The organism is Thiobacillus thiophilus (genome assembly GCF_055378705.1).
Genome location: NZ_AP042404.1, coordinates 1,834,168 through 1,848,679, shown reverse-complemented (window position 1 = coordinate 1,848,679; position 14,512 = coordinate 1,834,168). Strand labels below are relative to the sequence as shown.

15 protein-coding genes, 1 pseudogene and 1 riboswitch are annotated in these 14,512 nt (G+C 63.2%); of the genes and pseudogenes, 8 read left to right on the top strand and 8 right to left on the bottom strand.

Features of this window, described 5'->3' with window-relative positions; genetic code table 11:
• Positions 1-8 precede the first annotated feature (8 nt).
• Entirely contained in the window at positions 9-326 is a 318-nt protein-coding gene (locus ACZ41T_RS09020; RefSeq protein WP_464921065.1) for a rhodanese-like domain-containing protein, read from the bottom strand.
• A 10-nt stretch (positions 327-336) separates the two neighbouring features.
• Positions 337-990 carry a protein-L-isoaspartate O-methyltransferase family protein gene (locus ACZ41T_RS09015; protein WP_464921064.1) on the bottom strand — a complete coding sequence of 218 codons (654 nt, stop codon included), beginning with the start codon at positions 988-990 and terminating at the stop codon, positions 337-339.
• A gap of 72 nt (positions 991-1,062) precedes the next feature.
• A riboswitch (TPP riboswitch) is annotated at positions 1,063-1,169 on the top strand.
• Positions 1,170-1,254: 85 nt separating this feature from the next.
• On the opposite strand from ACZ41T_RS09015, the gene thiC reads away from it, so the two are divergent.
• Together thiC and ACZ41T_RS09005 are read left to right on the top strand one after the other, a co-directional pair.
• The gene (thiC, locus tag ACZ41T_RS09010) at positions 1,255-3,219 is read left to right on the top strand and encodes a phosphomethylpyrimidine synthase ThiC (protein ID WP_464921063.1); all 1,965 of its coding nucleotides are present in this window, start codon (positions 1,255-1,257) and stop codon (positions 3,217-3,219) included.
• A 67-nt stretch (positions 3,220-3,286) separates the two neighbouring features.
• Positions 3,287-4,117 (top strand): undecaprenyl-diphosphate phosphatase, encoded by an 831-nt coding sequence (locus tag ACZ41T_RS09005; protein ID WP_464921062.1) that lies wholly within the window; start codon positions 3,287-3,289, stop codon positions 4,115-4,117.
• Between the two features lie 4 nt (positions 4,118-4,121).
• Here ACZ41T_RS09005 and ACZ41T_RS09000 read toward each other — a convergent pair whose 3' ends face one another.
• Both ACZ41T_RS09000 and ACZ41T_RS08995 read right to left on the bottom strand, forming a co-directional pair.
• Entirely contained in the window at positions 4,122-4,655 is a 534-nt protein-coding gene (locus tag ACZ41T_RS09000; protein WP_464921061.1) for a response regulator transcription factor, read from the bottom strand.
• On the bottom strand, positions 4,652-5,908 hold the full coding sequence (locus ACZ41T_RS08995; RefSeq protein WP_464921060.1) for an ATP-binding protein: 1,257 nt from the start codon (positions 5,906-5,908) through the stop codon (positions 4,652-4,654). The genes ACZ41T_RS09000 and ACZ41T_RS08995 overlap by 4 nt, the downstream gene beginning before the upstream one ends.
• Before the next feature lie 318 nt (positions 5,909-6,226).
• Between ACZ41T_RS08995 and ACZ41T_RS08990 the strand changes: the two genes are divergently transcribed.
• Positions 6,227-8,446: a TonB-dependent receptor gene (locus ACZ41T_RS08990; RefSeq protein WP_464921059.1), complete on the top strand. Its 2,220-nt coding sequence runs from the start codon at positions 6,227-6,229 to the stop codon at positions 8,444-8,446.
• Between the two features lie 21 nt (positions 8,447-8,467).
• Entirely contained in the window at positions 8,468-8,929 is a 462-nt protein-coding gene (locus ACZ41T_RS08985) for a copper chaperone PCu(A)C (RefSeq protein WP_464921058.1), read from the top strand.
• Positions 8,930-9,103: 174 nt separating this feature from the next.
• On the opposite strand, the gene ACZ41T_RS08980 is transcribed toward ACZ41T_RS08985, so the two are convergent.
• A complete protein-coding gene (locus tag ACZ41T_RS08980; RefSeq protein WP_464921057.1) occupies positions 9,104-9,247 on the bottom strand; it encodes a hypothetical protein in 144 nt (47 codons plus the stop codon).
• 230 nt (positions 9,248-9,477) lie between these two features.
• Between ACZ41T_RS08980 and argB the strand changes: the two genes are divergently transcribed.
• The 3 genes from argB (at position 9,478) to ACZ41T_RS08965 (ending at position 11,789) form a co-directional block, all read left to right on the top strand.
• The gene (gene argB / locus ACZ41T_RS08975) at positions 9,478-10,362 is read left to right on the top strand and encodes an acetylglutamate kinase (RefSeq protein WP_464921056.1); all 885 of its coding nucleotides are present in this window, start codon (positions 9,478-9,480) and stop codon (positions 10,360-10,362) included.
• 25 nt (positions 10,363-10,387) lie between these two features.
• Positions 10,388-10,843, top strand: coding sequence for an EVE domain-containing protein (locus tag ACZ41T_RS08970; RefSeq protein ID WP_464921055.1), 456 nt, complete (start codon positions 10,388-10,390; stop codon positions 10,841-10,843).
• Positions 10,844-10,985: 142 nt separating this feature from the next.
• Complete coding sequence (locus ACZ41T_RS08965) at positions 10,986-11,789, top strand: sulfite exporter TauE/SafE family protein (protein WP_464921054.1); 804 nt, start codon at positions 10,986-10,988, stop codon at positions 11,787-11,789.
• A gap of 105 nt (positions 11,790-11,894) precedes the next feature.
• Here ACZ41T_RS08965 and ACZ41T_RS08960 read toward each other — a convergent pair.
• From ACZ41T_RS08960 to ACZ41T_RS08950, 3 genes and pseudogenes are all read right to left on the bottom strand, one after another.
• Positions 11,895-12,455, bottom strand: a pseudogene (locus tag ACZ41T_RS08960) (response regulator); the annotation flags it as partial.
• Between the two features lie 120 nt (positions 12,456-12,575).
• The gene (locus ACZ41T_RS08955; protein WP_464921053.1) at positions 12,576-13,229 is read right to left on the bottom strand and encodes an ATP-binding protein; all 654 of its coding nucleotides are present in this window, start codon (positions 13,227-13,229) and stop codon (positions 12,576-12,578) included.
• Positions 13,226-13,597, bottom strand: a complete 372-nt coding sequence (locus ACZ41T_RS08950) for an HD-GYP domain-containing protein (protein ID WP_464921052.1) — start codon at positions 13,595-13,597, stop codon at positions 13,226-13,228. Before ACZ41T_RS08950 ends, ACZ41T_RS08955 begins: the two co-directional genes overlap by 4 nt.
• 162 nt (positions 13,598-13,759) lie before the next feature.
• Here ACZ41T_RS08950 and ACZ41T_RS08945 point away from each other — a divergent pair, with 162 nt between their 5' ends.
• Entirely contained in the window at positions 13,760-14,512 is a 753-nt protein-coding gene (locus tag ACZ41T_RS08945; protein ID WP_464921051.1) for an alpha/beta hydrolase, read from the top strand.

Sequence of the window (14,512 nt, the reverse complement as noted above, 5' to 3'; positions counted from 1 at the left end):
AGTTCGGATCAGTAGCGCGACATGGCCGGATCGACCTCGTCAGCCCAGGCGGCTACGCCGCCCGACAGGTTGATGATGTCGCTGAAGCCCACTGTTTCAAGATAACGGGCCGCATGATAACTGCGGACACCATGATGGCAGATGACCACTATTTCCGCTTGTTTGTTCAATTCAGCCAGGCGCGCGGGTAGCTCGCGCATCGGAATCAGGACCGCACCGGGCAGGCGACACAGCGCCCATTCCCACGGTTCGCGCACGTCGAGCAGTACCGGGGTGTGCCCGGTTTCGATATGGGCGGCGAGTTCGGCCGGACGGAACTGACGCATGGCGGCAGCTTCAGAACACGAACGCGGCGGGTTGCGGTGCATTCACCAGCGGCGCCACGCAGGTTTCAAACAAGGTCACGCTGCGGGTGGCGCCGGGTGCGGTGCGGGTGATCAGTTGCGCATGCATCACCGGCGCTTCGCCCGTGATGGCGAACAGCCGGCCGCCGACGTTGAGGCGCCGAAGAAACGCCTCCGACAGCAGCGGGGTCGAGCCGGTCAGCACGATCGCATCGAAGCCGGTCATGTCGGGCCAGTCGCGGGCGGCGTCGGCGGTGTGCAGCGTCACGTTGTCGAAGCCGTGTGCGCGCAGCTTGCGCGTCGCGTCGGCAGTGAACTCGGGGAAGATGTCCACCGACATTACGCCGGCAGCCAGGGAGGCCAGCAAGGCGGTGAGGTAGCCGCTGCCGGTACCGATTTCCAGCACCCGGTCGGTGGGGCGAATGTCGAGATCCTGCAGCACCCGCGCTTCCAGTTTGGGCGTCCACATCGCCTGGCCGTGGCCGAGCGGGATTTCCATGTCGACGAAGGCCAGCGCCTGATGCGCTGGCGGCACGAAGTCTTCGCGCCGCACCTTGAACAGCAGATCCAGCACGTCCTGATCCAAGACTTCCCAGGTGCGGATTTGCTGTTCGACCATGTTGTAGCGCGTCTGCTCGATGTCCATGCGGTACCCTTGAATATCAATAAGTTAGATGGGGTCTTGTCTTGCAATTATTTCACATTTCGGCTAACTTTGGCCGCTTGCCAGGGGTCTCCGGCCTGTTGTCTGACGGGCCGGAGTGAGACATACCCTTTGAACCTGATGCGGTTAAGACCGCCGTAGGGAGGCCGTTCCCGGCCTCCGTTATTCCAGCGAGGCTGTTCGGCAGCCTCCAGACTTTATACCAGCGGGGCGTATCCGACGCCTCCTGATTTCCGGAGCGCCACCATGAACGCCGCCATACCCAACCAAGCCGCCCAATTTACCGCCGCCACTGCCCATGTCGACGAGGCCGCGGTGCAGCCGCTGCCCAATTCACGCAAGATTTATGTCGAGGGTAGCCAGCCCGACATCCGCGTGCCGATGCGCGAGATCAGCCAGGCCGACACGCCCTTGATGTTTGGCGGCGAGCCCGGGCCGGACGGTACCCCTGCCAGCTCGGAACCCAACCCGCCGATTTTCGTTTACGACTGTTCGGGTCCCTACTCCGACCCGGCGGCGAAAATCGACATCCGCCAGGGCCTGCCCGCGTTGCGCAACCGCTGGATCGAGGCGCGCGGCGACACCGAAATCCTGTCCGACCTGAGTTCGGAATACGGCCGCCGGCAGGCTGCGAACCCTGCACTCACCGCGATGCGCTTCCCCGGCCTTGCCCGCACCCCGCGTCGCGCCAGGGCCGGTGCGAATGTCACGCAGATGCACTATGCGCGCCAGGGCATCGTCACGCCGGAAATGGAGTTCATCGCCATCCGCGAGAACGGCAACCGCACCGCCTATCTGGAATCGCTGAAAGCATCCGGCCCGCTGGGCGAGAAGCTCGCCGTCATGATGAACCGCCAGCATCCGGGGCAGAACTTCGGCGCGAATCTGCAGAACGAAATCACCCCTGAGTTCGTGCGTGCCGAAGTCGCGCGCGGCCGTGCCATCATCCCCAACAACATCAACCACCCGGAATCCGAACCGATGATCATCGGCCGCAATTTCCTGGTGAAGATCAACGCCAACATCGGCAACTCGGCGTTGGGTTCCAGCATCCAGGAAGAGGTCGAGAAGATGACCTGGGCGATCCGCTGGGGCGGCGACACCGTGATGGATCTGTCCACCGGCAAGAACATCCACGAGACGCGCGAGTGGATCATCCGCAATTCGCCGGTACCCATTGGAACAGTGCCGATCTACCAGGCGCTGGAAAAGGTCGACGGCAAGGCCGAAGAGCTGACCTGGGAAATGTTCCGCGACACGCTCATCGAGCAGGCCGAGCAGGGCGTCGACTACTTCACCATCCACGCCGGCGTCTTGCTGCGTTATGTACCGATGACCGCCAACCGCATGACCGGCATCGTCTCGCGCGGCGGTTCGATCATGGCCAAGTGGTGCCTCGCGCATCACAAGGAAAGCTTCCTCTACACCCACTTCGAGGACATCTGCGAGATCATGAAGGCCTACGACGTGGCCTTCTCGCTGGGTGACGGCCTGCGTCCCGGCTCGATCTACGATGCCAACGACGAGGCACAGCTGGGCGAACTGGAGACGCTCGGCGAACTCACCGACATCGCATGGAAGCACGACGTGCAGACCATCATCGAAGGCCCCGGCCATGTGCCGATGCACATGATCAAGGAGAACATGGACCTGCAGCTTGAACACTGCAAGGAAGCGCCGTTCTACACGCTCGGCCCGCTGACCACCGACATCGCCCCCGGCTACGACCACATCACCAGCGGCATCGGCGCCGCCATGATCGGCTGGTATGGCACCGCCATGCTGTGCTACGTGACGCCGAAGGAGCACCTCGGCCTGCCGAACAAGGACGACGTCAAGGAAGGCATCATCACCTACAAGCTCGCGGCGCACGCGGCGGATCTGGCCAAGGGCCATCCCGGCGCGCAGATCCGCGACAACGCCTTGAGCAAGGCGCGCTTCGAATTCCGCTGGGACGACCAGTTCAACCTCGGCCTCGACCCCGACAAGGCGAAGTCCTTCCACGACGAGACCCTGCCCAAGGAATCGGCCAAGGTCGCCCACTTCTGCTCGATGTGCGGCCCGCATTTCTGCTCGATGAAGATCACCCAGGACGTGCGCGAATACGCGGCGAAGGAAGGCCTCACCGAAGCCGCCGCGCTGGCCAGGGGCATGGAAGTGAAAGCGGTGGAATTCGTGAAGCAGGGTGCCGAGGTGTACAAGAAGCTGTAATCCGCCCGTCGTATAATCCGCAGGCGCGCCCGGTTGGCGCGCCTTTTTTTATGTCCGAAACTTCGCCATGATCGATCCCACCCTGCTGCTGTATGCCCTCATCCTCGGCCTGGTCGAAGGCATCACTGAATTCCTGCCGATCTCCAGCACCGGCCACCTGATTCTGGCGGGGCAGTTGCTGGGCTTCAACGGCGAAAAGGCCAAGGTGTTCATGATCGCCATCCAGCTGGCGGCGATCTTTGCGGTGGTGTGGGAATATCGGGTGCGGCTTTCGCATGTGGCAGCCACGTTGCGCAGCGAGCCGGCGTCGCAGCGGCTGGCGATCAACCTGATGGCGGGCTTCCTGCCGGCAGCGGTGCTGGGCCTCCTGTTCTACAAGGAAATCAAACACTATCTGTTCAACCCTATCGTGGTGGCCTCCGCACTGATGATCGGCGGCGTGCTGATCCTGCTGGCGGAGCGGCGGCGCCACGTCGTCAGCATCGAAACGGTGGACGATCTCAACTGGCGCCGCGCGCTGGTGGTGGGCTTTGCCCAGGCGCTGGCGATGATTCCGGGCACCTCGCGCTCGGGCGCGACCATCATCGGCGGGCTGTTCCTCGGACTATCCAGAAAAGCCGCAGCGGAATTCTCCTTCCTCCTCGCCATCCCCACCATGTTTGCCGCCACGGCGTACGACCTCTACAAGAACTGGCAGCTGTTCGACGTAAACGATGTGCCGCTGTTTGTGGTGGGCGGGGTGGCAGCGTTTGTCAGCGCCCTGATTGCGGTGCGCACATTGATCAAGTTCGTCAGCCGCCACGACTACACGGTGTTCGCCTGGTACCGTATCGTGTTCGGCGGCGTGGTGCTGGCGACCGCCTACAGCGGTCTGGTCGACTGGGGCGTGGTGCACTGAGCCGCTAATCTTCCCGCGGCGGGCGTTTGTCGAGCTTGCGCTGCAGGGTGCGGCGGTGCATTTTCAGCGCGCGCGCGGTGGCCGAGATGTTGCCGTCGTGCTCGTTCAGCACTTTCTGGATGTGCTCCCATTCCATTCGCGCGACCGTCAGGGGTTCCGGGCTGACTTCCAGCGCAGCGTCCGGCTCGTCGCGCAGCAGTGCGGCGAGGACTTCGTCGGCGTCGGCCGGCTTCGCCAGGTAATGCCGGGCGCCCAGCCGCACCGCTTCGACCGCGGTGGCGATGCTGGCATAGCCGGTGAGCACGACGATGGCGGGGGCGGGCACGCGCGCGGCCAATAGGGCGACGACTCTCAGCCCCGATTCGCCTGGTAGCTTCAGGTCGACGACCGCGTGGCTGGGGGCAAACGCTTCCGCTGCGGTCTGGGCTGCGGCGGCGTCGTGCGCCAGCGCCACCTCGAAGCCGCGCTTTTTCATGGCGCGCGACAAGGCATGGGCGAAATCGACGTCGTCCTCGACGATCAAAAGTTTACGGTTCATGTTGCTTGCTTCCATGGCAGGGTGATGCGCACGCGGGTACCGCCGCCGTCGCGTTCGACGAGGGTGAGGCTGCCGCCGAGCCGTTCCAGCGTGGCGTGGGTGAGCGCCAGGCCCATGCCCCAGCCGCGCCCAGGCTTGCCGCTGAACAGTACGCGCCCGGCCTGCGCCTTCTGCTCGGGGGTGAAGCCGGGGCCGCGATCGGCGACGTCGATGAAGAGGACGTCGCCTTCGGTTGCGGCGCTCAATTCGACGACATCGGGCGAGGCATCGGCGGCGTTGTTCAGCACATTCAGGATCGCCTGCTCCAGCCCGTCGGGCGGGGTGAAGTGGCGCTGATCGGGCGGCAGTTCGGTCGCGATCTGCGCGTCGGGGCGCAGCATCTGCCAGCGCTCGGCCAGTGCGGCCAGCCAGGTGTCGAGCGGCTGCGCGGCGGGCGGGGTGTCCTGCGCGCGCGCGGCGAGCTGGGTGAGGATACGCTTGCATGCTTGTGCCTGCTTTTCGAGCAGGCGGCAATCGGCGCCGATGTCGGGGTCGTTGACGAATTCGGCGGCGAGTTCGTGCGCGGTGGTCTGGATAGTGGCGAGCGGCGTGGCGAGTTCGTGCGCCGCCAGCGCCGCCTGCGTGCCGAGCGCGACGATGCGCTCGTCGCGCAGCTGCTTTTCACGCAGGGTGGACAACTCCTGATCGCGCAGGCGCAGCGCGGCGTGCATGCGGGTGACGAAAAACGCAATCAGTCCCGCGCTGATAAGGAAGTTGAACCACATGCCGCCCAGGTGCATGCCGTAGGCCGCGGTCGGATCGGCCACCGCCAGCGGCTGGTAGACAAACAGCAGCAGCGCGTAATAGCCGCCCGCCACTGCCGCCAGCAGCCACACCCAGCGCGGACGCAGGCTGATCGCGGCGATGACGACAGGCACCAGCATCAGCGACACAAAGGGGTTGGTTGCGCCGCCGCTGAAGAACGCCAGCACCGCAAACGCGGTGAGGTCGGCCAGCAGGTGCACCAGAAATTCCATCTGCGTCGCGGGAACGTCCAGCCGCAGCCGCCACGCGGTGGAAAGCGAGAACAGCCCCATCAGTGCCAGCACCGCGGCCATCGGCAGCAGCGGCATGCGGATGCCGAGGCCCCAGTGCAGCCAGACGATGCCCGCTGCCCAGCCGGCGATCAGCGACATCCGCACGGCGAGCAGGCGCCCCAGCAGTGCCCGCGCGGGCAGGGTGGAGCGCAGCGTGGAATCGGTCAAAGGCGGCATGATGGCATTGTAAGGCGCGCGTCGCGATGCGTTGCGGGCTGCGGCAATTTGTCCGGCCGTGGATGAGACGCGCCGCGTTTGAGGCGCCAACGGTACATGACCGCGAATCGGCCCTGCCTGAGGGAGTGGCCAATCATTCGGCCAGGCCCGCAAGCGGGCAAGTCGCTGGTTGTTGTCCGCCGGTGCGTTTTTCTGCCGGCCCCCGGCCTGAAAGCCACGCTGCCAAACGCTCCCGGCCTGCCCTGCGACGATATGTCACATTCCGCTGAAGCGGCCAATAAGAGACAATTAAATCCCTTTTTCTCTCCGTCATGCGCCATGAAAACGCCTGCTTTCGTTCCCCGCCTGCTGCCTTTGCTGATTGCCGCCAGCCTGTTGCCCGTCACGGCCAGCGCGGAAGACGCCTCCCCCCTGATGACAATTGTGGTGACCGGCACGCCGGAAGTCGTGGCACCGGCCGGCGTTGTGGTTGAAGACCTGCCCTCGCTGCGGGCCACGACCAGCGACACGGCCAGCCTGCTTCGCGATGTGCCGGGGGTGAGCCTGTACGGCGCCGGCGGCGTGTCCAGTCTACCGTCGATCCACGGCCTGGCGGACGACCGTCTGCGCATCAAGGTCGATGGCATGGACCTGATTTCGGCGTGCGGCAACCATATGAACCCCGCGCTTTCCTACATCGACCCAAGCAACGTGGAGAGCATCCAGGTGTTTTCCGGCCTCGCGCCAGTGAGTTCGGGCGGCGACAGCATCGGCGGCACCATTCTGGTAGATTCGGCCGCACCGGAGTTCGCGAAGGCGGGCGAAGGCGTATTGAAGAAGGGTGAGGCCGGCGCGTTCTACCGCAGCAACGGCAATGCCTTTGGCGGCAATCTTTCGGCAACCATCGCAAGCGACACGGTGAGTGTGACCTATAGCGGATCAACTGCGGAATCCGACAATTACAAGGCGGGTGGGGATTTCAAGCCGGCCGGCCTGGTGCCAAATACTATCAACGGGTCAACTTGGCTGGACGGAGATGAGGTAGGTTCTTCCGCCTATAAATCACGCAACCAGTCGCTTGGATTCGCGATGCGTCATGAAAATCATCTGGTTGAACTCAAGCTGGGCGTGCAGGATATTCCCTACCAGGGCTTTCCTAACCAACGCATGGACATGACCAGTAACGAGAGCGAGCAGGTCAATCTGCGCTACAAGGGCCAGTACGACTGGGGCACGCTGGAAGCACGGGCCTATAACGAAGATACGCGGCACAAGATGAACTTCATGGAGGACAAGGAATTCTGGTACTACACAACTAAAACATTGCCGCCGGGCACGCCCGTACCCGCTGCCGGTATGCCGATGGATACGGAAGGAAGAAACAGCGGCGCCGTGGTCAAGGGTGACATCCAGCTTTCAGCTCGCGACACCCTCAGGGTGGGCGGCGAATATCAGCGTTATCGTTTCAGCGACTGGTGGGATCCGTCCGGTGGCGGCATGTGGCCAGATACCTTCCTGAGCATCAATGACGGCGAACGCGACCGCCTGGCGGCTTTCGGCGAGTGGGAAGCGCAATGGAATCCGCAGTGGTTGACGCAGTTCGGCTTGCGTTACGAAAAGGTCGACATGGATACCGGCGAGGTGCAGGGATACAACGCCAATTACACGGCCGACGCGACCGCCTTCAATAATGCCGACCGCCAGAAAACCGACCACAACATCGACCTGACCGCGCTGGCCCGCTTTACGCCAACCAAAACACAGACCATCGAATTCGGCTATGCCCGGAAAACCCGCTCGCCCAACCTCTATGAGCGCTATTCCTGGTCAACCGGCGGCATGGCCATGAGCATGATCAATATGGTTGGCGATGGCAATGGCTACGTCGGCAATCTCGATCTGGAGCCGGAGGTAGCGCACACACTCAGCGCCACGGCCGGCTGGCATGATGCCGCACAGGAGAACTGGGGGCTGAAAGTCACGCCTTACTACACTTACGTACAGGATTACATCAACGCAGAGCTCTTTTCAACCACGTCAAATGGATACGTGTATCTCAAGTATGTCAACCAGGACGCCCAGCTCTACGGCCTGGATGTATCCGGTTACTTCCCGCTGGCCAAAAACACCAGTTACGGCAGTTTCACAGCGACCGGCATACTGAACTACGTTAAGGGAGAAACCACGTCTGGCACGGAAGATAATCTCTACAATATCATGCCGCTAAACGCGAAACTGGCCGTCGTGCAACGCCAGGGCCGCTGGACCAATACTGCGGAAGTCGAATTGGTGGATGCCAAGGATGATGTGTCGCAAATTCGCAAGGAACTTGAAACCGCGGGTTATGGCTTGCTGAATCTGCGCAGCAGCTATGCGTGGAAACAGGCACGGTTGGATGTGGGCATAGAGAATGTCTTCGATAGGCTCTATGACCTTCCTTTGGGTGGAGCGTATGTGGGTCAGGGGAGGACAATGTCGGCAGGAGCTGGTTGGCCATATGGTTACGCCGTTCCCGGCATGGGACGATCAATCTATACTGCACTGACGTTCAAGTTCTGATTTTTATTCAAGGAGAAACAGATGAAAACCACGTTTGCCGCCGCACTTCTGGCCAGCGCCGTCAGCCTGCCCGCCTGGGCCGCCAACATCAGCGTGACCGATGCCTGGGCCCGCGCCACCATGCCGGGACAATCGGTCAGCGGTGCCTATATGCAGATTCAGTCCGATGCCGATGCGCGTTTGTTGAGTGCGTCCAGCCCGGCGGTGCCGCGGGTGGAAATGCATGAAATGAAGATGGACGGCGACGTGATGCGGATGCGCGAAGTAAAAGCGATCGACCTGCCGAAAGGCAAGACCGTTTCGCTCGAACCCGGCGGTTTTCACATCATGCTAATGAATTTGAAAAAGCCGATCGCCGCTGGTGATGTGATCCCGCTAACGCTGGTGGTGGAATCGGGCGGCAAGCAGCAGATCGTCGAAGTGAAGGCAGAAGCCCGCGCACCCATGGGCGGCGGCATGCCCATGCAGCATAACCAGCACTAAATAACCGGCGCAGTTTTCGGCCCAAGGGCGGGCCTCCCACAACGCGTCCTGACCGCTCTCCGGTATGGCGCCGCGCTTCGACGCCGGCCGGCTGCGAATTCGCAGCGGGATCGCGGATGTGCGCAGTGAAGGTGAACTGGTAGCGCTGGAATTCAGGAAGCGTGGCGGGCGTGTTCATGTCGTTGGTGCTGCGCCTGGGTGTGCGATGCGCTCGGTTTCGCGCGCGAGGTCAGCCAGCGGTGGAATGTTGAAGCCGCGTTCCAGTAGCGTCGGCACGACGTCGTGAACACCCGTGCCCGATGCAGCAGTACCCAGCAATTCGTCGGCGAGATGTCCAGTTCCTTACAGATTTTTTCGGTAACAGATAATCGCCATGGTCGGCCAGCCAGGCGTGGGTGTCGAGCGTATCCGTCGACGATCCTTGTCGCGCATTGCGCGAGCGATGAGGGCCCTTTAGTGGCGGCCAGGCCTTCGCGGTTAAGAGGCGACTTCGTGCCGCCTTCTTTTTTATTGGCGTAAAATCCGCGCAAACTCAAACCGGAGCCGCCATGATTCCCCTCCACACCGCTGCCGAGAAGGTCGGCATCCTGTCCGAGGCGCTGCCCTACATTCAGCGTTTCTACGACAAGACCATCGTCATCAAGTACGGCGGCAACGCCATGACCGAGCGGCATCTGATGGAAGCCTTCGCCAAGGACGTGGTGCTGTTGAAGCTGGTGGGGATGAACCCGGTGGTGGTGCACGGCGGCGGTCCGCAGATCGCCAATCTGCTGAAGAAAATCGGCAAGCAGTCCGACTTCATCCAGGGCATGCGGGTGACCGACGAGGAAACGCTCGACGTGGTGGAAATGGTGCTCGGCGGCCTGGTCAACCAGGACATCGTCACCCTCATCAACAAGCACGGCGGCAAGGCGGTGGGGCTGACCGGCAAGGACGGCAATTTCATCTACGCCAAGAAAATGCTGATGGCGAGCCAGGAAGAGCTTGGCAAGTTTCTCGATATCGGCCAGGTGGGCGAGATCACCAGCATCGATCCGAAGCTCATCCAGCTGCTCGACTCGGGCGATTTCATTCCGGTGGTCGCGCCGCTCGGCACCGACGCGGAAGGCAATGCCTACAACATCAACGCCGATGTCGCGGCCGGCAAGCTGGCGGGCGTGCTGAAGGCGGAGAAGGTCATTTTTCTCACCAACACCCCGGGGGTGCTGGACAAGGAGGGCACGCTTCTCACCGGCCTGACACCGCGGCAGGTGAACGAGCGGATCGCCGACGGCACCATCTCCGGCGGCATGATTCCCAAGGTCGGCTACGCGGTCGACGCGGTGAACAGCGGCGTCAAGACCGCGCACATCATCGACGGCCGGGTCGAGCACGCCCTGCTGCTGGAAATCCTGACCCCCGAAGGCGTCGGCACCCTGATCAATCGCGCCTGACCCTCTCCGCTCTCCGCTATAAAAAATGCGCTACTGGCTAATGAAATCCGAGCCCAGCGACGTCAGCATCGATGACCTCGCCGCCATGCCGAACCAAAGCGTCGCCTGGTACGGCGTGCGCAACTATCAGGCGCGCAATTTCATGCGCGACCAGATGCGGCCCGGCGACAAGGTGCTGTTCTACCATTCGTCGTGCGCCGAGCCGGGCATCGTCGGGCTGGCCGAGGTCGGCATGGCGGCCTATCCCGACGCTACCCAGTTCGATCCCGCGAACAAGTACTTCGACCCCAAGGCCACGCCGGAAACGCCGCGCTGGTTCAATGTGGACGTGAAGCTGGTGAAGAAGACGCGACTGATGCCGCTGTCCGAAATCCGCGGCTATCCGCAGCTCGCCCACATGCGCATCCTGCAAAAGGGCAACCGGCTGTCGATCACGCCGGTCGATCCGGCCGAATACGCTTTCATCGTCAAGCATCTTTAATGCCGGGCTTTCCCCCACAGAGACACAGAGGCACAGCGAAATACGCGCGTTGTGCCGGCATTGAACCCGCCGGACGCGACTCGCAGACAAACCCCTGTTTCCTCCGTGTCTCCGTGTCTCTGCGGTTCAAAAGGGTTTCGGTTTGATTTTCGATCCGACCTTGCTCGCGGCCTATGTCGGTCTCGGCCTGGCGGTCGGCTTCGTCGCCGGCCTGCTCGGCGTCGGCGGCGGGCTCATCATCGTGCCGGTTCTGATCATGCTGCTGCACGCGCAGGGCCTTGCCGCCGGCGTGGAACCGCAATTGGCGCTCGGCACCTCGCTGGCCTCGATCCTGTTCACCTCGCTCTCCAGCGTGCGCGCGCACCATCGCCACGGCGCGGTCGAGTGGTCGCTGCTACGGCGCATTACACCCGGCATCCTGCTCGGCACGCTGATTGGCGCCATGCTGGCGGCGCAGATGTCGGCTCTGGTGCTGAAGCTGTTTTTTGTCGCCTTCCTGTTTTACGCCGCCATCCAGATGTGGCTGGACTTCAAGCCGGCGCCGCATCGCGAATTGCCGGGGCGCGCCGGGACGACACTGGCGGGCGGCGTGATCGGTGCGGTGTCGAGCTGGGTCGGTATCGGCGGTGGCACCCTGTCGGTGCCGTTCATGCTGTGGCACAACGTGCCGCTGCACCGGGCGATCGCCACCTCGGCCGCGATCGGCTTCCCGATTGCCGTCGCCGGCGCAGTCGGCTATCTGCTGGGCGGCTGGAATGCGAGCGGCCTGCCCGCCGGCAGCCTCGGCTACATTTATCTGCCGGCGCTTGCCGGCATCGTGCTGGGCAGCGTATTGACCGCGCCGCTCGGTGCGCGCACCGCGCACCGTCTGCCGGTGCGCCCACTGAAGCGGGTTTTTGCACTGCTGCTGGGGGTGTTGGCGCTGCGCATGGTCTGGACGTTTTAGGCGTCGCGTCGCGGAGTCCTGCCTGTCATGCGCCAGCCGGGTTGCGAGTCCGAACGCCTTGATGTGCTCGGCTTCGACGCATCGTTGCGCCAGCGGGTTGGCACCGAGATCGCGAGCGCCGCCTTTCAGCTTGTGCAGATGATGGTGCCATTGTCCGTAATCCTGGGCAGCCAGCGTATGTTCGATGTCGCGCAGCGTGCGCCCGCTCTCTTCTTCAAAGCTGGCGATCAGGCCTTCCACGAAGGCCGTGCCGCCCAGTTGCGTCAGCTCGTTCAGTACGCGCTCATCAAGCTCCCCGTCCCATTGTTCCGGTGACGTTGCCTTGTCCGCAGGGGTGGGGGCCTGCCGGGCGACCAGCCTGGCGATGGCATCAATGAGATCGCGGCTGTTGACCGGCTTGGTGAGGAAACTGTCGGCCCCCGCTTCCTCGCAGGCGGCCTGCGCCCCGGCGCGCGCGTCGGAGGTGAGCATGATGATGGGCAGGTGGCCGTTTTCCATGAACCACCAGCGTTGCACCACCTCGGGCCCGGACAGCTGCGGCATGTGCATGTCGATAATGGCCAGATGATAGGGTTGCCCGATGGATTCGAGCATCGCCAGTGCTTCCTCGCCGTCGTGCGTCAGGTGAACCTCGTGGCCGGCGTGTTCCAGCAGGCCGCGGATCACCCGCTGGTTGACCGCGTTGTCTTCCGCCACCAGGATGCGCAGGCGGGTGTTTTGACCAGGATGACCGGTGGCGCGGCCAGCCTGGTGCCCTCGCGCAGCCGATGCAGAAAGGCTACCGGGTCATCCGGTAGCGCGCTGCGTTCCACCACCACCGCGCCCACAAGCGTTCCGTCCGACGCATTGGCGGACAGTTCGGCGGCAAGCCGGCTGGTGTTGTCCACCGTCACGGTTTCGGCCCCCCAGCCGTGAATGACCGTCTGGAGGCGGGACGCAAGTTCGTTCTCCGCCAGGATGGCGATCCGCATCGGTGCGTCGAAGTGTTCGTCGGATGCAGGGGTCGGGGCAGCCTGCAGGGCACGGCAGCTCGAACCGGAAGGTCGTGCTCTCACCCTCGCGGCTGTGCAGTCCGATTTGCCCACCCAGCGTCTCCACCAGTTGCTTGGCGATGGTGGTGCCCAGCCCGCTGCCGCCAAAGCGGCGGGTGACGGACGGATCGGCCTGGGTGAAGCTGTCGAAGATGCGTGCCTGCGCGGCTTCCGGAATGCCGATGCCGGTGTCGACGATCTCGAAGCGCAGCCGTTGCGGATGGCTTTGCCCGGTCGGGCGGACGTACACGTCTACCCGACCCCGTTCGGTGAACTTGATGGCATTGCCGACCAGGTTGATGAGGACCTGGCGCAGGTGGCGCGCATCGCCATGCAGGTGAAACGGCGTCTGCGGCGCAACGTGCGCCGTCAGCACCATGCCCTTGCCCTGGGCCAGGGTTTGCATCATAGGGTGTCGAATATGTCGGCCATCGCCACAATGCGCGCGGCCAGCGGGATGTCTGCGCCGGCCAGACCCTGCGGATAACCGCTGCCGTCGAATCTTTCGAGACGACCGAGCGCGATTATTGCGCCCATCTGCAGATAACGCGAGGGGCTTTCGGCCAGGATTCCGTGGCCGATCAGCGGGTGACGACGCATGATGGCCCGCTCTTCCGGGGTGTGGCGCCCGGGCTTCAGAAGAATCAGGTCGGGAATGCCGATCTTGCCGATGTCGTGCATCGGCGCTGCGGTTTCGATCTCGTCGCATTCCGTCGCGGTGAGACTGAGTTCCTCGGCGATCAGGCGGCGCGCAGTGCTGCGGTCGTCGACGATCACCACCCGCGCGCCGCCGCGCGGTTGGCAAGGTGGTGGGCACGATGCGCAGTTGCGTGGCGGGCACTAACTTTCTACCTGGAATGATTGATAATCGAGCGGTTTAGCTGGATTCTGGATTATCGGGCGGCTGGATCGTGAACTTTAACGCGCAGGAGCGATGAAATGAAGAGAAACATGGTGTTGGGTCTGGCGGCTGGATTGCTTGCACTGTTTTCGCTGACGGCGTTTGCCGAGCCGGTGGCGGATTATGCGCGCGAGAAGAAATGGGCGGATGAAATCGTACCCGGACTGGTGGTGGGCGATCCGGTCTACCTGCAGACGCCGCGCGGGCATCATAAATTCCTGACCTTGTTTACCCCGGTGGCTGACACCGGCAAGGCCGCGATCGTCGTTCATGGCATGGGTATCCACCCCGACTGGGGCATGGTCGGCACCCTGCGCACCGAACTGGCCGACCGCGGCTTTGCCACCCTGTCGATCCAGATGCCGATCCTCGCCGCCGACGCCGGGGGCGAAGCCTACCCGCCGACCTTCCCCGAGGCCGCCGAGCGCATTGCCGAGGCGGTCGCGTTTCTCAAGGCCAAGGGCTACAAGCAGATTGCCATCGTCTCCCACAGCATGGGCTCGCGCATGAGCCGTGCGTATATGGCCGGCAAGCCCGACCCCGCGGTGAAGTCGTGGGCGAGCCTGGGTATTTCGGTCGATGACTACAAGGCCGTGAAACTGCCGATTCTCGATCTGTATGGCGACAACGACCTGCCGCAGGTGCTGGCGAACGCCGGCAAGCGCAAGCAGAGTCTGGCAGCCAAGGGCTCAAGGCAGGTGATGATTGCCCGCGCCGACCATTTCTTCACCGGGCATGAGGGTGAGATGGTTGAGACGGTGGCGGACTTTCTGAATGCGACGTTGAAATAA

Coding starts and splice junctions, on each gene's coding strand:
- ACZ41T_RS08955 (WP_464921053.1), bottom strand. CDS start 13,229: ATGATGCAAACCCTGGCCCAGGGCAAGGGCATGGTGCTGACGGCGCAC.
- thiC (WP_464921063.1), top strand. CDS start 1,255: ATGAACGCCGCCATACCCAACCAAGCCGCCCAATTTACCGCCGCCACT.
- ACZ41T_RS09000 (WP_464921061.1), bottom strand. CDS start 4,655: ATGAACCGTAAACTTTTGATCGTCGAGGACGACGTCGATTTCGCCCAT.
- ACZ41T_RS08985 (WP_464921058.1), top strand. CDS start 8,468: ATGAAAACCACGTTTGCCGCCGCACTTCTGGCCAGCGCCGTCAGCCTG.
- ACZ41T_RS08945 (WP_464921051.1), top strand. CDS start 13,760: ATGAAGAGAAACATGGTGTTGGGTCTGGCGGCTGGATTGCTTGCACTG.
- ACZ41T_RS09015 (WP_464921064.1), bottom strand. CDS start 990: ATGGACATCGAGCAGACGCGCTACAACATGGTCGAACAGCAAATCCGC.
- ACZ41T_RS08970 (WP_464921055.1), top strand. CDS start 10,388: ATGCGCTACTGGCTAATGAAATCCGAGCCCAGCGACGTCAGCATCGAT.
- ACZ41T_RS08995 (WP_464921060.1), bottom strand. CDS start 5,908: ATGCCGCCTTTGACCGATTCCACGCTGCGCTCCACCCTGCCCGCGCGG.
- ACZ41T_RS08990 (WP_464921059.1), top strand. CDS start 6,227: ATGAAAACGCCTGCTTTCGTTCCCCGCCTGCTGCCTTTGCTGATTGCC.
- argB (WP_464921056.1), top strand. CDS start 9,478: ATGATTCCCCTCCACACCGCTGCCGAGAAGGTCGGCATCCTGTCCGAG.
- ACZ41T_RS09005 (WP_464921062.1), top strand. CDS start 3,287: ATGATCGATCCCACCCTGCTGCTGTATGCCCTCATCCTCGGCCTGGTC.
- ACZ41T_RS09020 (WP_464921065.1), bottom strand. CDS start 326: ATGCGTCAGTTCCGTCCGGCCGAACTCGCCGCCCATATCGAAACCGGG.